Origin of the sequence: Aeromonas sp. s2 (genome assembly GCF_040907935.1) — a bacterium.
In the GTDB taxonomy this organism is placed as follows: Bacteria; Pseudomonadota; Gammaproteobacteria; order Enterobacterales; family Aeromonadaceae; genus Aeromonas; species Aeromonas dhakensis.
On sequence record NZ_JBFOCR010000002.1, the window covers coordinates 117,425 to 140,271 of the forward strand.

Below are 22,847 nucleotides of genomic sequence, written 5' to 3' on the forward strand. Positions count from 1 at the left end.
GAAATGGAATCCAGGGTATGGCGATCAATGATCGGCGGTCATCATGGCGTAAAGCCGGCGAGGGCTCAAGTCTGAAAGGGGCGGGGGCTGGCGGAGCGATGCCGCCCAGCCGTAAACGGGATGATGCGGGTCGCTCGCGGCCCCCTCCACCGGCCTTACTTCAGATAGGATCGCAACACCCGCACCACTTGATCCAGATCCTCCAGCCGCTCGGCCGGGGTCGCCTCTTCGGCGCCGAGATGCTCGCGCATGTGGCCCTCCAGCACCTCCAGCATCAAGCCGTTGACGGCGCCGCGAATGGCGGCGATCTGCTGCAGGATGGCGGCGCAGTCGCTTTCCTGCTCCAGCGCGCTCTCCAGTGCCCCTGCCTGCCCCTTGATGCGGCGCACCCGCGCCAGCAGCTTCTTCTTGCCGTGAATGGTGTGTGACATGCAGGATCCTCTCGATCAATAAAACTATACTGGGGTATAGTATATTGCATGCTCGTCCTCAGGAGAAATCCATGTCATCCCTCGCCTCATCCCACTGCCACCAACCCGTCGTTCACGAAGGGAATCCGCTGGCGGAACAGAAGACCCGCTGGGCCGTGCTGCTGACCATCGTCATGATGGTGGCGGAGATCGGTGGCGGCTGGTTCTACAACTCCATGGCACTGCTGGCCGACGGCTGGCACATGAGCTCCCATGCGCTGGCGCTCGGCCTGTCGGTGCTGGCCTACCGCGCCGCCCGCCACTTTGCCCGCGACCACAGATTCAGCTTTGGCACCTGGAAGATCGAGGTGCTTGGCGGCTTCACCAGCGCCCTCTTGCTGGTGGGGGTGGCCGGCATGATGCTGTTCGAGTCGGTGTTCCGGCTGCTGGATCCCAGCCCGATCCACTACCAGCAGGCCATCGCCATCGCCATCGTCGGCCTGCTGGTGAACCTGGCCTGTGCCTGGCTGCTCAAGGATGATCACGGTCATCATCACCATGGGCATGGCCACGATCACCATCATGATCATCACGACCAGGATCACTCACACGATCATCACGGCCATCAGGATCTCAACCTGCGCGCCGCCTACATCCACGTGCTGGCGGATGCGGCCACCTCGGTGCTGGCGATTCTGGCGCTGGTGGGGGGCATGCTGTGGGGGGCCGACTGGCTCGACCCTCTGATGGGCATAGTGGGCGCCGTGCTGGTGGCGGTGTGGGCCTGGGGGCTGCTGCGCGACTCCGGCCGGGTGCTGCTGGATGCCGAGATGGATGCCCCATTGGTGGCAGAGATCCGCGAGGTGATAGCCGAGCTGCCACAGACCGAGATCCGCGATCTACACGTCTGGCGGGTGGGGCAGCAGCAGTATGCCTGCGTGCTCTCCCTGCTGATGGCGGCGCCGCTCTCCGCCAGCGAGATCCGCGCCCGGCTTGCCATCCACGAGGAGCTGGTGCACGTCACCATAGAGGTGGGCACCCCCTGATCCTGGCCGGTTGGCCGCAACAGCAGGAAGGGGCCAAGGCCCCTTCCTGTTTTCTGGCTCAGTGCGGCGGGCCCTGCACATCGTCCGGTTTGTGCTGCCAGATGGCGCCGAGCAGCAGCTTGAGCAGCAGCCCGGGCGGATTGTCCAGCAGCCGGCCCGACTCCAGCTGCAGCTGGCCGTCGGGATGAAAGCCGAGGCTGGCGTGGACGGTGCCATCTTCGCCGCACACCTGGATTAGCCCGCCCAGGCTGCCGCGCTCCCCCGGCTGGCAGCGCAGCCGCAGCTCCCGTGGCTCCCCCAGCAAGGTGAAGGCGCGGGCGAGGGGCGGGGTATCCTCGTAATCCGGCCAGTTGAAGAAGTGGTACTGCTCGGCCAGGGTGCCCGCCTGCTGGCAGAACTGGTCGAACAGCTGGGCAATCCCCTGATACTCCTGATCCAGCCGCCTGGCCTGCTCTTCAATCCGTTTCATCTCCGGTTGCTCCTTTGCTCGCTCTTGTTCACTTATCCATTTGATCGGAAATCTTTTTTTCCGAAATTGGACGCGCCTTCCGCTGGTATGGGCCGAAACGGACGACGGGTCTGTGAGCCCGATCCGATTTTCGTTATGAAAACGTTATCTTGTTGAAAGAGGTTAACTTTTTTGCCTTCCTGCTCACATTTGAAACGATTTCAGCTGATTAATATGGCCCCGCTCGGCAATGACCGGGTACTCGAATATCGAGACTAACTACAGCGGGAATTATAAAAAAATGGATATGAAAAAGACCAAGGTGGCGCTGGTAACAGCCTCACTGCTCGCGCTTTTGTCCGGCTGCAATGACAACAGCACTTCCCCCACCCCGGAACCCTCGGACGGCCCAGTCGCCCGTCTGCCCAATGTACAACCCCCGGCCGAACAGCTGGTGGCCGGGCCCGATCAGGCGGTGATCGCCCTGGTGGATACCCAGACCAGTGCGGCACGCGGGGTCACTGGCCCCTTCGCCAACTACAGCCTGCACCTGTGGAACAACGACGCCTGCAACGCCACCGCCGAGAGCGGCCTCAACGCGGGCTGGGACGACAAGGCCAACACCCCGGCCGCGGTCGACGGCTTCGGTCCGAGCTGGGTGGTGCCCCTCAGCAAGGTGGAAGGGTGCATCAACTTCATCGCCCGTAACGGCGATCTGGCCAACCTGACCGGCAGCGACATGAAGGTGGTCTTCAGCGATCATCCGGACCGCACCGTGGCCATCGTCGCCGGCAAGAACGAGATCTTCGGCAGCCGGGCCGAGGCCTTCACCGCTGCCTTCGGCGTGGCGGGGGCCAGTGCCCACCTGATCGACGGCAGCACCCTGATCTGGCAAGGGGGCAAGGACAAGCCCCATGTCCGCCTCTACTACACCGACTCCGGCACCATCAAGGCCAATGCGGAAGGGGTGTTCGACTTCCCCTACATCACCCTTACCCCGACCAGTCTGACCGCCGAGCAGCAGGCCAAGTATCCGCATCTGAAGGATGCCGCCGCCTTCGCCCTGCCGGCCGGGAAAGATCTCAAGCCGCTGCTCAAGGGTGAGCTGGTAGCCATCGGCACCGATGCCGACGGTATTCTGCAGGGGGCGACCCTGGTGCAGAGCGCCGGCGCCCTCGATGCCCTCTACAGTGAAGCGGCTACCAAGCTGACTTATGGCGCCGTGGTCGAGGGGGGCAATGTCACCTTCCGGCTGTGGGCGCCGACCGCCAAGTCGGTCAAGCTGGCGCTGTTCGACGGCCAGCACAAGCCGCTCGGCGAGCGCACCATGACCCTGGACGAGGCCAGCGGCAGCTGGAGCGTGCAGGGGGGCAGCGAGCTGGTGGGCAAGTTCTACCGCTACGACATCCAGGTCTATCACCCGGTCAGCCGCAAGCTGGAATCCTATCAGGTGACCGACCCTTACTCCCTGAGCCTGGCGATGAACTCCGAGTTCAGCCAGGTGGTGAATCTCGACGATCCGGCCCTCAAGCCGGAAGGGTGGGACAGCCTGAAGGCGCCCCACAGCCAGCAGAACCCGGCCGACATCACCATCTATGAGGCCCATGTCCGCGATCTGACCGGCAACGACGACTCCACCCCGGCCGAGCACCGCGGCAAGTTCCTCGGCCTGACCGACACCGACACGGCGCCGGTCAAGCACCTGCAGGCGCTGGCCAAGAGCGGCGTCAGCCACCTGCACCTGCTGCCGGTGTTCGACATCGCCACCGTCAATGAAGATCCGGCCAAGGTCGCCAACATCGGCGACGACTTCGGCAAGCTGTGCCAGGTCAACCCCGAGGTGCAGAACTCCAAGTTCGCCGGCTACTGCAGCAGCGGCCAGACCATCGAGGCCGTGCTCGGCGATCTGCAAGGGGGCGACAGCAAGGAGAACCCGCAGGTGCAGGAGCTTTACGGTTACCTGCGCGGCGTCGACTCCTTCAACTGGGGTTATGACCCCTACCACTACACCACCCCGGAAGGCTCCTACGCCACCAACGCCGAGGGCAGCCAGCGCATCCTGGAGTTCCGCGAAATGGTCAAGGCCATCAAGCAGAACATCGGCATGAACGTGGTGATGGACGTGGTCTACAACCACACCAACGAGGCGGGCCTGGGGCCCAAGTCGGTGCTCGACAAGATAGTGCCCTGGTACTATCAGCGCCTCAATCCGGAGACCGGCTCGGTGGAGAACTCCACCTGCTGCTCCAACACGGCGCCGGAACACGCCATGTTCGCCAAGCTGATGGATGACTCCCTGGTCACCTGGGCGCGCGACTACAAGATCGACGCCTTCCGCTTCGACCTGATGGGCCACCACCCGAAAGATCAGATGGTGCAGGCGCTGGCTGCGGTGAAGCAGGTCAACCCGGAGATGTACTTCTACGGCGAGGGCTGGAACTTCGGCGAGGTGCAGGATGACAAGCGCTTCGTGCAGGCGACCCAGAAACACCTGGCCGGCACCGGCATCGGCTCCTTCTCCGACCGGCTGCGGGATGCGGTGCGCGGTGGCAGTCCGTTCGACGGCGGCGACACCATTCGCAAGACCCAGGGCTTTGGCAACGGCGCCCTGGTGGATGCCAACGAGATGGACGGCGTCGATCGCGCCACCGCCCTGCATCAGAGCGACCTGGTGCGCCTCGGCATGGCCGGCAACCTCAAGGACTTCATCCTGACCGACAAGGACGGGATGCCGAAGAAGGGGGCCGACATCGACTACAACGGTCAGCCGGCGGGCTATGCCCAGGATCCGACCGAAATCCAGAACTACGTCGACAAGCACGACAACCAGACCCTGTTCGACAACCTGATCTACAAGGCGCCGCAAGGGGCCGATCTGGTGCGGATGCAGGGGGTATCGCTCGCCACCGCCATGCTGGGGCAGGGCATTCCGTTTACCCACGCCGGTGTCGAGCTGCTGCGCTCCAAATCCATGGAGCGGGACAGCTACGACTCGGGTGACTGGTACAACCGGGTCGACTATACCCTGGCCGACAACAACTTCGACAAGGGGCTGCCGCGCAAGGACAAGGATGGCGACAACTACCCGCTGATCGAGCAGGTGCTCGGCAAGCACGTCAAGCCGAGCGGTGCCGACATGGCGACCATGGTGGGCTTCTATCAGGAGCTGGCCGAGCTGCGTCAATCCTCCCGTCTGCTGCGTCTGGGCAGTGGCGCCGAGGTGATCAAGCGGGTCGATTTTCGCAATACCGGCCCGGATCAGGTGCCCGGCCTCATCGTGATGACGGTGGATGACGGCGTCAATGCGGGTGCGGATCTGGATCCGGCCATCGACGGCCTGGTGGTGATGATCAACGCCACCAATGCTCCCCAGAGCATCAGCGACTTCCGTGACGGCAACGATCAGCCCATCGATCTGACCAGCCTGCAGCTGAGCCCGGCCCACCACGGCGGCGAGAGCATCGCCCGCGATGCCGCCGTCAATGGCGGTACCCTGACCCTGGGGGCCTGGTCGGCGGCGGTGTTCGTCAAGCCGCAGAGCGGTGCCCAGGGCAGCGGCCTGCCGGTCGGCAAGAAGACTGACCTGAGTACGGTACCGCCGTTCGGTGACACCGCCGTCTATCTGAAGGGGTTCCTCGATGAGTGGGGCAACACCAACCAGATGACCTTCACCAGCAACTTCATGTACGAGTTCACCACCGAGGTGAGCAGCGACAAGCTGGGCACCACCAACGTCAAGATCGCGGATGCCAGCTGGGATCCCCTCAACTACGGCAGCTGCAACGCCGGTGACAAGCTGGTGGTCGGCACCCCGCTGACCCTCTGCAAGGGTGGCGATACCGGCAACATCGGGCTCGATCTGGCCAAGGCGGGCAGCTACAAGTTCGTGTTTACCGCCATGAACAAGGACAAGCCCACCCTGAGCGTCAGCTTTACCGAGCCGGTGCAGAGCTGCAAGGTGCTGGACACGGTGGCGGGCAATCCGCTCGGCTACAACCTGTTCGTCAAGGGCGAGCTCTCCGGCTGGAATGCTCAGCCCCAGTACCAGTTGAGCTACAAGGGGATGGATGGGGATCTCGCCATCTATCAGGCGGCCTTCAACTACACCGGCAGCACCGAGTTCAAGGTGGCCAACGAGGACTGGAGCAAGGAGTACCTGCTCAACGGTGGCGGTGCGCTGAAGGCGGAGACCGGTTACCCGTTCGCCTTCTCCCAGGCGGGTAGCGCCAACAACAGCATCACCTTGCCGCAAGGGCTGTGGAGCGTGCTGGTGAAGGTTGACCCGGCCGGTGCCAAGGCGGGTACCGCGGTGATCCAGGAGTGCAGCGCCAAGTAGTCATTCCCATCGAGCCCGGGGCTGGCTCGGCAGCCCAGGGTTGAATTCCACCTTGCCAAGGGTGGGATAACACCGAGAGAGTAAGCAAAGCGCGACTGCCGACCGGCAGCCGCGCTTTTTCTTTGCTCGTGGGCAAGGCAATAAAAAAGCCGCCCACTAGGGGCGGCTTTAAGTTGTGCCGTTAACGGCCGGCTTAGCGCTTGCGCAGCAGACGCAGGGCGTTGGCGGTGACCAGGGCGGTGGCGCCGGTATCGGCCAGCACCGCAATCCACAGGCCGGTGATGCCGAGCAGGCTGGTGACCAGGAAGATGGCCTTGAGCCCCAGCGCCAGCGCTATGTTCTGGTGGATGTTGGCCAGTGCCGCGCGGGAGAGCCGGATCATGGCGGCGACCCCGCCGAGCTGGTTGTGGGTCAGCGCCGCATCGGCGGTCTCCAGCGCCACGTCGGTGCCGCCCCCCATGGCGATGCCGATGCTGGCCCGTTTCATGGCCGGCGCGTCGTTGATGCCATCGCCGATCATCGCGACCTTTTGCGTCAGACCGAGCTTGGCGATCTCATCGACCTTGCCCTCCGGCAGCAGGCCGGCGCGCCAGCCCATGCCGAGCTCGCTGGCGATCGCCTCGGCGGCGCGGGGGTTGTCACCGGTCAGCATGATGCTTTGCAGGCCAAGCTCGCTCAGCTCGCGCAGGGCCGGGGCCGCCTCGGGGCGGATCTGGTCGCGCAGGGCCAGCAGGGCGGCCGGAGCGGCGTCAGGCTGACCGAGCACCACGACTGTCTTGCCTTGCTGCTCCAGGGTGGCGACCCGGGCCTGCATCGCCGCATCCAGGGTGGCGACCCGGCTCGGTGCCAACAGCTGCCAGAGGGTGCCGTCGATGCGACCCTCCACCCCCATGCCGGGCAGGGCGCGCAGCTCCTGGGCCGCAGCGGGGCTGAGGCCCCGTTCGCTGGCCGCCGTCACCACGGCGCGGGCCAGCGGGTGGTGGGAGCCCTGCTCGATGGCTGCCGCCAGTGCCAGCAGCTCGGCCTCTGGCTGGCCATTGAGGCTCACCAGTTCGGTCAGCTGCGGCTTGCCCAGAGTCAGGGTGCCGGTCTTGTCGAAGGCCAGGGTATCGATGTGGGCGAGGCGCTCCAGCGCGGCGCCCCCCTTGATGAGGGCCCCCTGCCGGGTGGCTGCCGCCAGCGCCGAGGTGACCGCCGCCGGGGTGGAGATGACCAGGGCGCAGGGGCAGCCGATCAGCAGCAGCGCTAGCCCGCGATAGACCCACTCGTCCCAGCTCTGGCCGAAGGCGAGCGGCGGTACCAGCACCACCAGCAGGGCGACCAGCATCATGGCCGGGGTATACCAGCGGCTGAAGCGGTCGATGAAGCGCTCGATGGGGGCGCGCTGGGTCTCGGCCTCTTCGATGAGATGCAGGATGCGGTCGATGGCGTTGTTGCCGGGCTCGGACACCACTTCGAGACGCAGCACCCGATCCGCCGCCAGGCTGCCGGCGGGCACCTTGTCACCCTGACGGCGCTCCACCGGGATGGATTCGCCGGTCAGGGCGCTCTCGTCAAAGGCGCCGAGGGGGTCGAGCAGGCGGGCATCGGCCGGCAGACGGGCGCCCGGGGCGATCTCTATGATGTCGCCTGGACGCAGTTCATCGGCAGCCACCTCTCCCCGCACCTCGCCCTCGGCAGTAGTGCGGATGCGCAGCGCCTTGTCGGGCACCAGCGCCATCAGGGCGGTGACCCCGGCGCGGGCGCGGCCGGCGGCGTAGGCCTCCAGGTGTTCGCCCAGCATGAACAGCAGCAGCACCATGGCCGCTTCGGCGGTTTCACCGAGGAACAGGGCCCCCACGGCGGCGACCGTCATCAGGGTCTCGATGGCGAAGGGGGAGCCGCTTTTGGTCAGCGCCCACGCCTTGCGGGAGATGGGCCACAGCCCCCAGAGGGTGGCCAGGGTAAACAGTGGCTGACCGATCTGGCTCGGCAGCAGGGCCGCCACCAACATCAGGCCGGCCAGCGACAGCGGTTGCCAATATTTGCCGAGCAGGGTCTGCAGCGGGCCGCGTTCGCGGCCGGACTCCGGCTTGCCGGCTTGCTCGCCCTTGAGCTGGAAGCCGGCGGCCAGCACGGCGGCGGTGACGGGATCGGGGGAGAGGCCGGGGGCCAGATCCACCACCAGCTTCTCGGTGGCAAACAGCACGCGGGCCTGCTGCACGCCGCTCACCCGGCTGACGGCCGTCTCTATCTTGCGGGCGCAGCTGGGGCAGTCCATCCCCAGCACCTGCCAGCTGTGGCGGCGGCTGTTCTGCTCGGGGGCGTCCAGCGGCGGCTCGTCCGCGGCGGAGGCGTGATCGTGCGCATGACCCTGCTCATGGTGATGGCCGTGGTCGCGTTGGGTGTCGGTGCAGCAGCCCCCTCTGGGGGGCTCTTCGTCGCCGGGGACGTCGGCGACCCCGCGCGCCTGATGATCGTGGGGAGACGGGGTGGCCGCGCAACTGGCTGTTGCCGTGTTGTCACAGCAGTGGCTGGTGTGGCTGTGCTCGGCCTGGGAGGCGGCCGCCTTGCTGATGGCCTTGATGGGGGCGGCGTGTTGATGGCTGCAGCAGGATTTGCTCATGGTGCGTTCCTCTTGAGGGACCCCGCCCCTGCGGGATCCTGGATGACTGAGCCGAGTGTAAACCTTGGTGTTAAGTCCAAGGTCAACCCCCTTTCTCTCCGCTTCTCCAGACGAGTGCTTTGGCGATCCTATATCCCTGTGATTGGCGGGTGTTTGTCCCCGCCCGGCGGGCCTATACTGGAGGCCCTGATCCTCCCTCGATAATCAAGGACATAACATGAGCAATACCGTTACTCTGCAAGGCAACCCGGTTTCCGTCGCCGGTCACTTCCCGGTTGTTGGCGAACAGGCCAAGCCCTTCTCCCTGGTGGCCAAGGATCTCTGTGACGTGACCCTGGCGAGCTTCGCCGGTCAGCGCAAAATCCTGAACATCTTCCCGAGCGTCGATACCCCGACCTGCGCCACCTCAGTGCGCAAGTTCAACGAGCAGGCAAGCAGCCTGAACAACGCCGTGGTGCTGTGCATCTCCGCCGACCTGCCGTTCGCCCAGGCCCGTTTCTGCGGCGCCGAGGGTCTGGACAAGGTGGTGAACCTGTCCACCCTGCGTGGCGTCTCCTTCCTGCAGGACTACGGCGTGGCCTTCTCCTCCGGCCCGCTGGTGGGTCTGGCTGCCCGCGCCATCGTGGTGCTGGATGAGCACGACAAGGTGCTGCACAGCGAGCTGGTGACCGAAGTGGCCGACGAGCCGAACTACGCCGCCGCCTTGGCCGTGCTGTAATAGCGTCGGGTCGACAAAAATCCCGCCGGGGCTATGCCCCGGCGGGATTTTTTTATGGGCGGCTGCCGTCAGGGGGACGTGGCGACCGGCTGCGATGGGGGCTTGGGTTGCCACTCCACATAGGGGCGGTGCAGCCTGGCGTAGATCTCGGCCAGCTTGCCGGAGGCGGCGAGCCGGTCAATCGCCTCGCCGAGGAAGCGATCCATCTCGTCGCCGGCGGGCCCCTTGGCGATGATGAAGACATCCTCGAAATCCCCCAGATGTTCCCGATGGATGTTGCTGAGCTTGAGCCGGCGCAACATCAGGTCGGCCTCCTCCTGGGCCCAGATGAAGGCATCGATGCGACCGCGGGAGAGCTTGCGCAGGGATTGCTCTATGCTCATCGACCGCTGCAGCGGAATGGGCAGAAAGCCGGGAGTCGCCTCGATCAGCAGATCCCGCTTGGTGGGCACTATGCCGTAGGCCATGTCGGGGGTGATGATGTGGTCGGTATTGCTGTAGAGCACGTGGGTCACCTTGCCGAAACTGCGGGTGCTGAAGCGATAGGGCAGCAGGTCGGCATCCTGCAGGTTGCGGATGGCGGGCAGGCTGAAGTCGGCGGTGCCGGCGATCACCCCGGCCATGGCCCGGGCGAGGGGATAGATGGTGATCCGGATGCTGATATCCGGATAGAGATCGTCGATGGCGCGCACCAGATCCACGAAGGGACCCGTCTTGTCGGCATTGATGAGCCCCGGCAACTCGCCGAGGTGGGCGTTGATGATGCGCACCGGTTTGGCGGCGGGGGCGGCCTGGGGATCGGCGCGGGAGAGCCCCAGGCTGGTCAGCCCCAGCAGGGCGAGCAGCAGCAAGAGGGGCAGGGTGGGGGATCGGGTCATGGTCGGGTCGCTCCGCCTTGAGAGGTTTTCTGAAGTGTAGCCAGCGGCACCCTGTCGCGGCGGTACGGCCCGGAACCGGCATCTGGGCGGATTGGGTTTTACTTATGGGCCCCCGCTCACTAGACTTCGCCCTCCCACTTGCTTATCCGTACCGTGCCATGACCTTTGACCAACTCGCCCTTGCCCCCGCCCTGCTGGCGGCCCTGCCAACCAATCTTCAGCACCCGACCCGGGTGCAGCAACTGGCCATCCCGGCCGCGCTGGCGGGACGGGATCTGCTGGCGCTGGCCCGCACCGGCAGCGGCAAGACCCTGGCGTTCGGCCTGCCGCTGCTGCAGCGGCTGGATCCCGCCCTGGCAGAGGTGCAGGGGCTGGTGCTGGTGCCGACCCGCGAGCTGGCGGTGCAGGTGAGCGAGGCGTTGCAGGGGCCGGCCGCCGGGCTGGGTCTGCGGTTGGTGACCCTGTGCGGCGGGGTGGAACAGGCGCAGCAACAGGCCGAGCTGGCGCTGGGGCCGCAGCTGCTGGTGGCGACCCCGGGGCGGCTGCGGGATCTGCTGGGCCAGCAGTTGCTGACCCTGGCCGGCCTGCGCACTCTGGTGCTGGACGAGGCGGACAGGCTGCTGGAGATGGGGTTCTGGCCCGATATCCAGTGGCTGATGAAGGCGATGCCGGACGCGCGGCAGCAGATGCTCTTCTCCGCCACCCTGCCCGCCGAGCTGGAGGCGCTGGCAACCGGTTTGCTGAAAGAGCCCGCGCGGGTGGAGGCGGATCCTCGCAACAGCGTGGCCGACGACATCGAGGAGCGCCTCTACCTGGTCAACAAGAGCAGCAAGGTGCCGGCGCTCATCAGCCTGCTCAAGGCCCACGAGTGGCCGCAGGTGCTGGTGTTCATCAGTGCGCGGGACGACGCCGACGGGGTGGCCCGCAAGCTGGCCAAGGCGGGCATCGCGGTGGCGGCCCTGCACGGTGAGAAGGAGCAGGCGGTGCGCGAACAGGCGCTCGGCGACTTCAAGGCGGGCAAGGTGCGGGTGCTGGTGGCCACTGATCTGATGGCGCGCGGCATTCACGTGGAGGCGCTGCCGCTGGTGATCAACCTGGACTTGCCCGCCAGCGCCCCCGTCTATGTGCACCGCATCGGCCGCACCGCCCGGGCAGGGCGCAGCGGGCTCGCCATCTCGCTCACCTGCCATGGCGAGGCTGACACCCTGGCGGCGATCCGCACCCTCACCGGTCGCAAGCTGCCGCTGGCCGAGCTCACCGGCTTCCCGGTGACCGACAAGCCAGCCAGCGGGGAGGGCAAGCGCGCCCCCCGCGACAAACAGGCCAACCGTCGCACCCAGGCCAAGCGCAGCGTCAAACAGTTCAAGGGCAAGGCGTAGCGACCCCGTCATGACCGGCGTGACAGGCCGGTTCATCGCAGCACCAGACAGTGAAAGGGTCGGGGCCAAACCCTGACCCTTTCTGTTTGCCCACCTGGTCACTATCAAATAGCGGTCGCTTCGCTATGCTCCATGGGTTTCACCATGGAGGGATGACGAATGACCAGTCTGGTAATGGGCCCCCTGCTGGGCCTCGAGTCAGAGACCGAGTACAGCATCTGTTTTATGGCGCAGGCCAGCTGCAAGAGTGCTGCCGTGCGGATCAACGGCGAGCTGCTGGCCGCCAGCAAGCAGGCGGATACCCCGAGAGGCGGCTTCTGGCGGCTGGTCTGGCAGGCCAGTCCCAAAAGCAAGGCCGGCACCTCCGTCGACTACGAGGTCCTGCTGGACAACAAGCCGGCGCAGGATCTGGCGGGATACGACAAGTGGCAGTTCCATCTGCCGGGCAAGAAGGAGCCGGTGCGGATAGGCTACGCCTCCTGCAACGGCTTCTCCGACTTCAAGCTGCTCACCTCCACTCCGGCCCCCTACGTCATGTGGGACAAGCTGGCCGCGGAGCACAAGGCCCATCCCTTCTCCCTGTTGCTGATGGGAGGAGATCAGGTCTATGCGGACTCCCTCTGGACGAGCGTGCCGACCCTCAAGGCCTGGAACGAGCTGGACCGGGCAGAGAAGGTCAAGCGCAAGGCGACCCGGGCCATGGTGGAGCAGCTCGACCGCTTCTATTGCGATCTCTACTGCAAACAGTGGGGCCGCCTCGAGGTCGCCTTCATGCTGGCCCGGGTGCCGAGCGCCATGATGTGGGACGACCACGACATCTTCGATGGCTGGGGCAGCTACCCCGAGGATCTGCAGCGCTGCGAGGTCTATCAGGCCATCTATGCCGCCGCCACCAAGTACTTCCGGCTGTTCCAGCTGCGCACCGGTGCCAACGGGGCGCTGCTGGACAAGGGGCTGAATCACCACTCCTGGCGGCTCGGTTTCAGGGGCTACCAGATCCTGGCGCTGGACAACCGGGCCAATCGCACCCGCGACCAGGTAATGAGCCCGTCCCAGTGGGATCAGGTCAACGCCGCGCTGGCTGCCTGCGACACGGGTCACCTGCTGGTGCTGGCGGGGGTGCCCGTGGTCTATCGCGACTTCTCCTTCACCGAGGCGGCGTTCGATGCCACCCCCTGGGAGGAGGAGCTGACCGACGATCTCAAGGATCACTGGCGGGCCAAGGCCCATCAGGGGGAGCGGGCCCGCCTCATCATGCGGCTGCTGGACAACGCCAGGCAGCGGCGCCAGAAGGAGCCTGGCTGCAAGACCCTGATCCTCTCAGGCGACGTGCATGTGGGTTGCCTCGGGGTCATTCAGGACAAGCGGGAGGGGCTCAACGTGCACCAGCTGGTCTCCTCCGGCATCGTCCACCCCTGTCCCACCCAGTTCCAATGGATGGGGATCCTGGCCATGACCAACGACGATCCCGAATACCTCGACGAGAGCCGGCTGATCCGCGCCGAGCTTATCAAGCCGTTCGGCGCCCCCGTCTACCTGCGTACCCGCAACTTCGCCACCCTGCTGATGGGCAGCGATGACAAGCTGTGGGCCAACTGGCATTGCGAGAACGGGGTGGCGGCCAGCTACCCGCTGGCCTGATGGCCAGAAAATGCGAAGGGCCCGTCAGGGCCCTTTTTTCATTGCGTTGGTGTGGCGGTGTCACGGGCGAAGAAGTCGCGCCGGAACTGGCCGAGCACCGCCTCCCTGTGCTGCTGCCAGCTCGCCTCGTCCATGTTGCCCCGGCTGGCCGCCAGCTGCTGCTCGAGCTCGGTCAACTGCTGCTGGTAGCGGCTGCGCTGATCCAGCTGCTGCTGGCGGCTGGCGGCAAACTGCAGGGTCGCCTCGGCCTCTGCGGCCGGCAGGAAGTGGTGGACCAGGGTGGCGAGCTCCTCGTCTCCCCACAGCTGGCGTGCCTGCTGCAGCCGGGCCGCCGGGTTGAACAGTTCAGTCGCCAGATCCGGGTGCTCCGCCACCCACTCATCCTGCAAGCGGCTGAGGGCATCCAGCCGCTCGGCCAGCGGCAACTGCTCGTTCTCCTGCGCCAGCTGCTCGAGCGCCAGGGCGTAGCGCCCCTGCAGCCGAAACAGGCTCTCCCCCTCGCCAAGCCAGCTGGCCTCTGCACCTTCCAGATTGGCCAGCCGCTCGGCCAGCGGCAGATCGCTGTCGCTTACCTCGCTGGCGAGCTGCTGGCTCAGCGCCTCCGGCATGGCCCGCCAGCTGGCGGGAGGTGGCTCGGAGCCGGCCTGTGGGGCGGCAACCGGCGAGGCGAGCGCCGGGGAGTCCGGCAGCTGTGCCTGCACGGGCGCAGCTGCGCCCGATGGGGGCTGGCTGGTGGAGGCCGGGCGCGCCTGCTCCTCCTGTGCGCCCAGGTTGAGCAGCAACAAGGCCAGCAGCGCCAGCGCCAGCAAGCCGTAACGGCGCTTCATCGGCTGATCTCTCCCTTGACCGGGAAGTGATCGGAGAGGTTGCTGGCGGGCCAGAGGCTGCTGTCGCTGCTGCGCGGGATCCAGACGCTGTTGAGGTTGTGGCTTGCTGCGCCGTACTCCCGGCTCACCACCAGATAGTCGAGGTACTCCACGTTGGCGCCGCCGGAGAGCGGGCCACCGGCATAGGGGTTGATCCTGGGATCGAAGGTGGCCTCGGTGTAGCCGCCGTAGGCCGGCTCGTCGGCGTTGAGATTGGCCAGCATGCCGGCGTAGTCATCGGCAAACTTGCGCTTGTTGACGTTGAAGTCGCCGCCGTAGATGACGGTGTCGCTGGCGGGAATATTGAGGCTGGCGGCCAGGGTGCGCATCTGGCCGAACTGGATCTGGCGCAGCCGGCGCGCCTCGTCGGTGTCGAAGCTGGCGGTGTGGGTGGCGAACAGGTGCCAGGCCTTGCCCCCCTTGATCACCTCCGCATACATCACCCCCTTGTCGGCGAAGCAGTCGGTGCCGGTGCACTGGGGATAGACCAGCTGGGCCTCGCGCACTATGGGGTAGCGGCTGACGATCACCACGCCGCCGTCGTGGATGTTGATCCCCGGCTTGTCGAGCACCTTGGTCTGGTAGGGGTACTCTTTGGCCAGCGCCTGCAGGAAGCCTTCGCGGCGGCCGTCGAACACCTCCTGCAGCAGCAGGGCGTCATAGCCCTTGAGGTGTTCGGGCAGCAGTGCCAGTCGCTCGCCGATGCTGGAGGCGATCACCGGCAGCGCCCAGACGTTGTAGCTGGCCACCTTCAACCTGGCTTCGGCAGGTTCGGGTTGCTCCACCTGTTTGGGCGGGGTCAGCATGTAGTGCAGATCGTCGTAGCGGCCGGTGAACTTGGCGGCGAAGGCCAGCTCCTGCGGCCCGTTCAGGCGGTGGATGGCGCGATCGCTCTGCCAGCCTGAGTTGTCTGCCGGCGTCTCGCCGCCGTGTTGCAGGGTGCTGTTCCACCAGGTGCCCTCCATCTTCTGGTTGAGGCGATAGGTGTCACCGCCGGGGGTGGTGACCCGGGTTTCGAACAGATAGCTCTTGCCCGCCTTCACCCCCTCGTAGCGGTTGAAGCTGAGCACCATGGCGCTCTCCCAGGGGCCCAGCTCAGTCCTGTGCTGGATCCACTGGCTGCCGGCCTGCAGCTCGCCGGAGCCGCTCTGGCGGATCTCCAGCTGGACCGGATCCGGGCTGTTGTTGGTGAGGTAGACATCGGTATCGGCCAGCGCCTGTAGCGGAAACTGGCTGGCCAGCAGCAGGGCGGCATAACTGACGGGCTTGTGCATCATGAAGTCCTTTTGGTTGAGACACGCGGGAAAGTGACTGTTATGGCGGGCACAGAGGTCATTTCATTTACATTTTTGTTACAAATAAATGAAAGGCCCCATATGGGGAGGCAGGGCGAGCGGACAGGTTGGCGAAGAGGCGGGGCGTGCCGGTTGGCACGCCCCCGAGGGGATCAGCGGCTGGCCAGCGGGTAGGTGAAGAGGGCCAGGTGGGCGAAGTTGAACAGGAAGTGGATCGCGATGGCGACGCTGAGGCGCCCGCTCAGCAGGAAGGCCAGACCATAGCAGGCCCCCGCCAGCGCGGCGAACAGCACCAGCAGCGGGCCGCCGGCCAGGTGGGCGGCGCCGAACAGCAGGCTGGCTACCAGCACCCCAAGCCAGCGCTGGCTGCGCTCGGCGATCCCCTGCTGCAGGAAGCCGCGAAACAGCGCCTCTTCCGCCACGCAGGTGAACAGCAGGTTGTTGATGGCAAACAGCCACCACCAGCCGGGCAGGCCCACTTCGGGCTTGAGGGCCCCCAGCTGCCAGGCGGCGATCAGCAGGGCCGCCAGCGGCACCAGCAGCAGTGCTAGCCTGCGCCACTGAATGGCGCCGCCCGGGCCCAGCAGGGCGGGCCAGGCCAGCAGCAGGCCGAAGAAGACCAGCGGCTTGTCGAGGTTGAGGTACATGTTGAAGGGCACGCTGGCGGGGCCGGCCTGCACCTGATCCAGCACCTTCAGGTTGGTGAAGCCGGGGATGAGGTGCAGCATCAGCGCCACCGCCCACAGCAGCACGGCACCCAGGGCGACGGCGCGCCAGGGCTGGGGCAGGGTGGGGGTACGCCAGGCCAGCAGCAGGCCCGCCGTGCTGGCCAGCAGGGCGATGGGGCTCAGGTGGCCGAGGCCGAGAGCCGCCAGCAGGGCGACCGCCAGCATGATGAAGCCGGGCAGACGCTGCCGGGCCAGACAGAGCAAGACGGCCAGCGCCAGTGCTCCCCAGATGAGTGAATCAGGTAGAGGTAACATTGAGTCTCCATGGCCGATGAAAGTGCCGCACCTTAACAATGGGACATCCCATGAGACAAGGCTCAATAAGCTGGTCGGATCCCCGCGCGGCAGGAGAGAGCAGGCGAGCGGCCATAAAAAAACCGGAGCTGGGCTCCGGTTTTGGCAAGGATGCGACGCTATCAGCGGCCGGATTCGGCGATCACCCGGGCGATGATGTCGGCCCGCAGGTTGGCGTCCAGCTCGCCCAGGGCGATCAGGCCGGCCTTGAAGATCACGTTCTTCGGCAGGCTGACGTCGTCCAGGGTGGTGATGGCCTCTACGTGCAGGCCGTTCAGGCGGCTGGCATCGCGCGGGCTCAGGTTGACCTGGGTGTTCAGCACCTGCTTGCCCTTCTTCTTGGACTGGGCGGGTTTCTTCGGCTGCTCTTCCAGCTCGTCTTCCGGCAGTTCGTCATCAAAATCGTAAATAGACATAGTCAATCCTGTTGGTTGGGCGAGGGGCCTTGAGCCCGACGTGGTTGTTCCGATGGGGTCAATCAGCCCATATCCTCGTTACGGATAAAGGCGCGCCAGGAGACGAGCACCTGGGCAAAATCTTCCAGCCCGCACATGGCCAGCTGTTCATCATCGTAGTAGGCGAGATCGTCGAGATCCTCATCCTGCTCAATATTGAGGACGTTGGCCTTCACCTCGGCCTCCTCGTGGGTCAGCAGCAGGGAGTAGTCGCCGCCAAGCAGCCGGTATTCGGTGCGGGCCCGGCTGGAGAGCTGATCGATGATGGCGAACAGCTCGTCGAGTTTCTCCTCGTCCTTGCCCACTTCGTCGATCAGCCACTGACCGATGGCCTCGTGGCCCATGGAGAACCGGGCGCGATAGCCGCCAAACGGATCGCGGCGAAATTCATAATCCATAGTTCAGTCCATAGCGGAAGAGTGAGTCGTCATGGGCAGGGGAAAATCCTGCTCCATGGCGGGGCGCATATAGCGTAAAGTGGCCTATTCTAGCGAGCCCCCCCTCGCTTGTCTTGAAGATGTGGCATCTTTGCCCCGGTGCAGGCGCTTTGTGGCCGGTCCGGCCCCCGCTTTGGAGATGTGATGCAGCTAAACGATACCCTCGCACGCCAGATAGTCAGTCGGGCGATGCAGATCCTCTCCGTTTCGGTCAAGGTGATGGATGAGCCACTGCGACTCATCATCGCCTCAAGCTATTCCCGGTTCGTTCAGCGGAGTACCTATGCAGCTCAATGACACCCTCGCACGACAGATTGTCAGCCGGGCCATGAAGATCCTCTCTTTCTCGGTCAACGTGATGGACGAGCACGGCCTGATCATCGCGTCCGGCAACCCGGAGCGGCTCCATCAGCGTCATGAGGGGGCCGTGCTGGCATTGACCGAGAACCGGGTGGTGGAGATCAGCGACGCCACCGCCCGCGAGCTCAAGGGGGTGCGCCCCGGCATCAACCTGCCCATCGCCTATCAGGGGGAGCTGCTCGGGGTAATCGGCATCTCGGGTGATCCGGACGAAGTGCGTGCTTACGCCGAACTGGTGCGGATGACCGCCGAGCTCATTCTGGAGCAGGCGGCGCTCACCGAGCAACTGCAGTGGGACAAGCGTCACAAGGAGGAGCTGGTGCTGCAGCTCATCCGTGGTGAAGGGCGCGAGGATCAGTTGCAGCAGGCGGCCCGCTTTCTCGGGCTGGATCTGGCCCAGCCGCGGGTGGTGGCGGTGCTGGCGCTGGAGGAGGCCGATCCGGCCCGGCTGCGGGAGCTGGTACACCTGCTGGAAAACCCGGAGCGGGACAACCTGGTGGCCATCAACGGCCTGGACGAGATAGTGGTGCTCAAGCCCGCCCAGCTCAGCGACGGCATCTGGCAGTCAGAGCAGGAGCGCAGTCGCATCAAGCAGTTGCTGGCCCGCATCCCCCACTTTCGGGTGCGCATCGGGGTGGGTGATTACTTCGCTGGCACCGGCGGGCTGGCGCGTTCCTACCAGACGGCGCGGGACACCTTGCGCCGCGGCATGCGGCAGGCGCCGCGCAAGCAGGTCTATTTCTTCGAGGATTACCGGTTGCCGGTGCTGCTCGGCAGTCTGGCGGACTCCTGGCAGGCGGATCAGCTGCGGGCTCCGCTGCACAAGCTGGCGCAGGAGGATACAAAGGGAACACTGCTGAAGACGCTGCGCCAATATTTCTTGCAGGATTGTGATCTGCATCCCTGTGCCGAAGCCCTGTTCATCCACCCCAATACCCTGCGCTATCGGCTGACCCGGATCGAGCAGATAACCGGGTTGAATTTCAACAAGTTAGATGACAAGTTCCTGCTCTATCTCGGGCTCAATCTCGACAGCTGACTTGTTCATTCATACAAAAATCAGCGTTTTTATAAGGTGATGTTTGGTTTTTAGACCAAAGCATTCCGATCCCGGATCACCATAATGGCCACCATTCACTCACTAGAAAGGTGCCCGTCATGACCCCGGTTACAGCCCTTGGCGCCCTCGCGGCGCTCTCCATCGCCATCTTCCTGATCCTGAAGAAGGTACCACCCGCTTACGGCATGATCGTCGGCGCCCTGGCCGGCGGCCTGATCGGCGGCGCCGATCTGACCCAGACCGTCGCCCTGATGATCGGCGGCGCCCAGGGGATCACCACGGCGGTGATGCGGATCCTCGCGGCGGGCGTACTGGCCGGCGTGCTGATCGAATCGGGCGCCGCCACCACCATCGCCGAGACCATCGTCAAGAAGCTGGGCGAGACCCGCGCCCTGCTGGCGCTGGCGCTGGCCACCCTGATCCTGACCGCGGTCGGTGTGTTCGTGGACGTGGCCGTCATCACGGTCGCCCCCATTGCGCTGGCCATCGCCCGCCGTGCCGATCTCTCCAAGGCGGCCATCCTGCTGGCGATGATCGGTGGTGGCAAGGCGGGCAACGTCATGTCGCCCAACCCCAACGCCATCGCGGCGGCGGACGCCTTCCACCTGCCACTCACCTCTGTGATGGCGGCCGGCATCATCCCGGGCCTGTTCGGGCTGGTGATGGCCTACTGGCTGGCCAAGCGCCTCAACAACAAGGGCAGCAAGGTCGCCGCCGACGAGGTGGTGAGCTTCGATGGCAGCAAGCTGCCGGGCTTTGCCGCCGCCATCAGTGCGCCCCTGGTGGCCATCCTGCTGCTGGCCCTGCGCCCCATCGCCGGCATAGTCGTGGACCCGCTCATCGCACTGCCTCTCGGTGGTCTGGTCGGTGCCCTGATGATGGGCAAGTTCGGCAAGGTGAACCAGTTTGCCGTCTCGGGTCTCGCCCGCATGGCGCCGGTGGCCATCATGCTGCTGGGTACCGGTACCCTGGCGGGCATCATCGCCAACTCCGGCCTCAAGGATGTGCTGATCAGCGGCCTGACCGCCTCCGGCCTGCCCTCCTACCTGCTGGCCCCCATTTCCGGTGCCCTGATGTCGCTGGCGACCGCCTCGACCACCGCCGGTACCGTGGTAGCCTCCAACGTGTTCAGCTCCACCCTGCTCGAGCTTGGCATCAGCAGCCTGGCGGGGGCCGCCATGATCCACGCCGGTGCTACCGTGTTCGACCACATGCCCCACGGCTCCTTCTTCCATGCCACCGGCGGCAGCGTCCACATGGGCGTGGGTGAGCGGCTCAAGCTCATCCCCTACGAAACCGCGGTCGGTCTGACCATCGCCGTTGTCTCCACCCTGATGTTTGGCGTGTTTGGCCTCGCCTAAGGAATTGATATGAAAATTGTTATCGCCCCCGATTCATTCAAGGAGAGCCTCAGCGCCATGGCGGTGGCCGATGCCATCGAGGCCGGTTTCAAGCAGGTGCTGCCGGATGCCACCTACGTCAAATTGCCGATGGCAGATGGCGGCGAGGGGACTGTGCAGTCCCTGGTGGATGCCACCGGGGGCCGCATTCTGCCCTTCCATGTGACCGCTCCCCTCGGCAACAAGGTAGAGGGCTTCGTCGGTCTGCTGGGGGATGGCGAGCGCGCCGTCATCGAGATGGCGGCGGCCTCCGGCCTGCATCTGGTGGCGCCTGAGCTGCGCAATCCGCTGCACACCTCGAGCAGTGGCACCGGCGAGCTGATCCTGGCTGCCCTCGACATGGGGGTGAAGCACCTTATCCTCGGCATCGGCGGCAGCGCCACCAATGATGGCGGTGCCGGCATGATCCAGGCGCTCGGCGGCAAGCTGCTCAAACGCGACGGCACTCCCATCGCGCCGGGCGGCGCCGGTCTGGCCGAGCTGGCCACCATCGATCTGAGCGGGCTCGATTCGCGCCTCGCCAAGATCACCATCGAAGTGGCCTGCGATGTGGACAATCCGCTGTGCGGGCCGAAAGGGGCCTCCGCCGTGTTTGGTCCGCAGAAGGGGGCGACCCCCACGATGGTGGCGCAGCTGGACGCCAACCTGGCCCACTACGCCGACTGCATCGAGCAGGCCCTCGGCAAGCAGGTGAAGGAGATCCCCGGGGCGGGCGCCGCCGGCGGCATGGGGGCGGCCCTGGTGGGCCTGCTCGGCGCCGAGCTCAAGCCCGGCATCCAGATCGTCATCGAGGCGTTGAAACTGGCCGAGGCGGTGGCCGACGCGGATCTGATCATCACCGGCGAGGGGCGCATCGACAGCCAGACCATTCATGGCAAGACGCCAATCGGTGTCGCACGCTGTGCCAAGCAGTTCGGCAAGCCGGTGATCGGTATCGCGGGTTGTCTGACCGACGACTGCGGCGTGGTGCACGAGCACGGGCTGGATGCGGTGTTTGCCGTGGTCAACCGCGCCATGTCCCTGCCGGAGGCGCTGGCCACCGCCACCACCAACCTGCAGCTCACGGCCCGCAACGTGGCGGCGCTCTATCTGCTGCGACCCTGACCCTCTTCTGGCCGGTGCCTGGCGCCGGCCAACCCCGCCCCGTGTCGCGGTGACGACCCGCTCAACTGTGGGTCAGCCCGAAACACCTTGCCGATCCGTCGATCGGCTTTTTTCATTATCCCGCTGTATCCCCAGTGCTTTTCTGCGGTTTCTGTATTCTGGCCGCCGACTTTGCGGCATAGTGATCCCCCATAGTACAAGGAGCCACCCATGATCTTGCTGACCCTGGGGGTACTGCTGTTTACCCTGACTCACCTCTACCCCTGCTTCGCGCCCGACCACAGGATCCGGCTGCGCGAGCGGTTGGGGGAGCATCGCTACAAGGGACTCTTCTCGCTGGTGCTGTTTATCGGCATCGCCTGCATCATTGCCGGCTGGCGCACCTCCAGCCCCTTGCCGCTCTATTTTCTGCCCGCCTGGGGCCCGACCCTGATGATGGCGGTGATGCCCATCGCCCTGATCCTGTTCTGCTCCGGTCAGGGCCCCAACCACCTGCGGCGCTGGCTGGTGCATCCCCAGCTGCTCGGCACCCTGCTCTGGGCCGGTGCCCATCTGGCGGTCAACAGCGAGGCTCGCTCCCTGGTGCTGTTTGGCGGCATCGGCCTGTGGGCGCTGGTGAGCATCGTCTGGATTTCGGTGCGGGACTGGCAGCGCCATCCCCGTCCGGCGGCCAACTGGTATGGCACCGGGCTCAGCGTGGGGGCCGGGCTGGCGCTCACCGCCCTGCTGATCTTCTGGGGACACGGCATGCTCACCGGCATCCCCCTCTATTGAGCCGGTGAACCGGCCGGCGTGTTCGCGCGTATGTCACTCATCTGCCTGACAGGAGTCACTCGATGAAAAGGATTGTCTTGTTGCTGACGCTGGCATCCGGCATGGCCGGCGCCGCCTGCCCCGACTACTTCAACGTGGAGATGCGGGAGCTCAACAGCACCCAGCGCCACAACCTCTGCCAGCTGACCGAGGGCAAGGTGGTGCTGGTGGTCAACACCGCCTCTTATTGTGGCTACAGCGGCCAGTTTCGGGATCTGGAGCGGCTCTATCAGGGCTACAAGGAGCAGGGGCTGGTGGTGCTGGGCTTCCCCTCCAACGACTTCAGACAGGAGGCGGGCAACGAGAACAAGACCGCCGAGGTGTGCCGGCGCGACTACGGGGTCACCTTCCCCATGTTCAACCGGGTGGCGGTGCGGGGCTCGGATGCGGTACCCCTGTTCAAGGGGCTGGCGGCGGCAGCCGATGGCGATGCCCCCAACTGGAATTTCCACAAATACCTGGTGGGGCGCGACGGCAAGCTCATCGGCAGCTACGGTGCCAACCAGAATCCGGCGGACGATCCCCTGCAACAAGAGGTCAAACGGGCGCTCGGCCTTTAGCGCTACCCCGCGGC

Annotated in this window: 19 protein-coding genes; 10 read left to right on the forward strand and 9 right to left on the reverse strand. The window is 65.5% G+C overall.

Annotated features, from left to right (window positions below; translation table 11 throughout):
- Window positions 1–155 precede the first annotated feature (155 nt).
- On the reverse strand, window positions 156–431 hold the full coding sequence (locus AB5Y81_RS00755; protein ID WP_005308614.1) for a metal/formaldehyde-sensitive transcriptional repressor: 276 nt from the start codon (window positions 429–431) through the stop codon (window positions 156–158).
- Window positions 432–502: 71 nt separating this feature from the next.
- On the opposite strand from AB5Y81_RS00755, the gene dmeF reads away from it, so the two are divergent.
- Complete coding sequence (dmeF, locus tag AB5Y81_RS00760; protein WP_279484889.1) at window positions 503–1,456, forward strand: CDF family Co(II)/Ni(II) efflux transporter DmeF; 954 nt, start codon at window positions 503–505, stop codon at window positions 1,454–1,456.
- A gap of 58 nt (window positions 1,457–1,514) precedes the next feature.
- Here dmeF and AB5Y81_RS00765 read toward each other — a convergent pair whose 3' ends face one another.
- Window positions 1,515–1,925: a hypothetical protein gene (locus AB5Y81_RS00765; protein ID WP_139431195.1), complete on the reverse strand. Its 411-nt coding sequence runs from the start codon at window positions 1,923–1,925 to the stop codon at window positions 1,515–1,517.
- A gap of 280 nt (window positions 1,926–2,205) precedes the next feature.
- Between AB5Y81_RS00765 and pulA the strand changes: the two genes are divergently transcribed.
- Window positions 2,206–6,240, forward strand: a complete 4,035-nt coding sequence (gene pulA / locus AB5Y81_RS00770; RefSeq protein ID WP_279484888.1) for a pullulanase-type alpha-1,6-glucosidase — start codon at window positions 2,206–2,208, stop codon at window positions 6,238–6,240.
- A 193-nt stretch (window positions 6,241–6,433) separates the two neighbouring features.
- Here the strand turns inward: pulA and AB5Y81_RS00775 are convergent, their stop codons facing one another.
- On the reverse strand, window positions 6,434–8,845 hold the full coding sequence (locus AB5Y81_RS00775; RefSeq protein ID WP_279484887.1) for a zinc/cadmium/mercury/lead-transporting ATPase: 2,412 nt from the start codon (window positions 8,843–8,845) through the stop codon (window positions 6,434–6,436).
- Window positions 8,846–9,062: 217 nt separating this feature from the next.
- On the opposite strand from AB5Y81_RS00775, the gene tpx reads away from it, so the two are divergent.
- Window positions 9,063–9,563: a thiol peroxidase gene (tpx, locus tag AB5Y81_RS00780; RefSeq protein WP_279484886.1), complete on the forward strand. Its 501-nt coding sequence runs from the start codon at window positions 9,063–9,065 to the stop codon at window positions 9,561–9,563.
- Window positions 9,564–9,631: 68 nt separating this feature from the next.
- On the opposite strand, the gene AB5Y81_RS00785 is transcribed toward tpx, so the two are convergent.
- The gene (locus AB5Y81_RS00785) at window positions 9,632–10,441 is read right to left on the reverse strand and encodes a transporter substrate-binding domain-containing protein (RefSeq protein WP_279484885.1); all 810 of its coding nucleotides are present in this window, start codon (window positions 10,439–10,441) and stop codon (window positions 9,632–9,634) included.
- A 158-nt stretch (window positions 10,442–10,599) separates the two neighbouring features.
- Here AB5Y81_RS00785 and AB5Y81_RS00790 point away from each other — a divergent pair, with 158 nt between their 5' ends.
- On the forward strand, window positions 10,600–11,820 hold the full coding sequence (locus AB5Y81_RS00790) for a DEAD/DEAH box helicase (protein WP_124249386.1): 1,221 nt from the start codon (window positions 10,600–10,602) through the stop codon (window positions 11,818–11,820).
- 159 nt (window positions 11,821–11,979) lie between these two features.
- Window positions 11,980–13,461: an alkaline phosphatase D family protein gene (locus AB5Y81_RS00795; RefSeq protein ID WP_279484884.1), complete on the forward strand. Its 1,482-nt coding sequence runs from the start codon at window positions 11,980–11,982 to the stop codon at window positions 13,459–13,461.
- A 38-nt stretch (window positions 13,462–13,499) separates the two neighbouring features.
- Here the strand turns inward: AB5Y81_RS00795 and AB5Y81_RS00800 are convergent, their stop codons facing one another.
- The 5 genes from AB5Y81_RS00800 to AB5Y81_RS00820 form a co-directional block, all read right to left on the reverse strand.
- A complete protein-coding gene (locus tag AB5Y81_RS00800; protein WP_279484883.1) occupies window positions 13,500–14,288 on the reverse strand; it encodes a hypothetical protein in 789 nt (262 codons plus the stop codon).
- Complete coding sequence (locus AB5Y81_RS00805) at window positions 14,285–15,601, reverse strand: sphingomyelin phosphodiesterase (RefSeq protein ID WP_279485512.1); 1,317 nt, start codon at window positions 15,599–15,601, stop codon at window positions 14,285–14,287. Before AB5Y81_RS00805 ends, AB5Y81_RS00800 begins: the two co-directional genes overlap by 4 nt.
- A gap of 173 nt (window positions 15,602–15,774) precedes the next feature.
- The gene (locus AB5Y81_RS00810) at window positions 15,775–16,605 is read right to left on the reverse strand and encodes a CPBP family intramembrane metalloprotease (protein ID WP_279484882.1); all 831 of its coding nucleotides are present in this window, start codon (window positions 16,603–16,605) and stop codon (window positions 15,775–15,777) included.
- A 161-nt stretch (window positions 16,606–16,766) separates the two neighbouring features.
- Entirely contained in the window at window positions 16,767–17,060 is a 294-nt protein-coding gene (locus AB5Y81_RS00815) for a hypothetical protein (protein ID WP_279484881.1), read from the reverse strand.
- Window positions 17,061–17,122: 62 nt separating this feature from the next.
- Window positions 17,123–17,497 (reverse strand): YacL family protein, encoded by a 375-nt coding sequence (locus AB5Y81_RS00820; protein WP_005308639.1) that lies wholly within the window; start codon window positions 17,495–17,497, stop codon window positions 17,123–17,125.
- A 322-nt stretch (window positions 17,498–17,819) separates the two neighbouring features.
- Between AB5Y81_RS00820 and AB5Y81_RS00825 the strand changes: the two genes are divergently transcribed.
- From AB5Y81_RS00825 to AB5Y81_RS00845, 5 genes are all read left to right on the forward strand, one after another.
- The gene (locus tag AB5Y81_RS00825; RefSeq protein WP_005308641.1) at window positions 17,820–18,935 is read left to right on the forward strand and encodes a sugar diacid recognition domain-containing protein; all 1,116 of its coding nucleotides are present in this window, start codon (window positions 17,820–17,822) and stop codon (window positions 18,933–18,935) included.
- A gap of 119 nt (window positions 18,936–19,054) precedes the next feature.
- Complete coding sequence (locus AB5Y81_RS00830) at window positions 19,055–20,317, forward strand: GntP family permease (protein WP_005308643.1); 1,263 nt, start codon at window positions 19,055–19,057, stop codon at window positions 20,315–20,317.
- Window positions 20,318–20,326: 9 nt separating this feature from the next.
- A complete protein-coding gene (locus AB5Y81_RS00835) occupies window positions 20,327–21,460 on the forward strand; it encodes a glycerate kinase (RefSeq protein WP_201899728.1) in 1,134 nt (377 codons plus the stop codon).
- Window positions 21,461–21,670: 210 nt separating this feature from the next.
- Complete coding sequence (locus AB5Y81_RS00840; protein ID WP_010635161.1) at window positions 21,671–22,234, forward strand: NnrU family protein; 564 nt, start codon at window positions 21,671–21,673, stop codon at window positions 22,232–22,234.
- Window positions 22,235–22,296: 62 nt separating this feature from the next.
- Entirely contained in the window at window positions 22,297–22,833 is a 537-nt protein-coding gene (locus AB5Y81_RS00845; RefSeq protein WP_017782231.1) for a glutathione peroxidase, read from the forward strand.
- The last annotated feature ends 14 nt before the right edge of the window (window positions 22,834–22,847 follow it).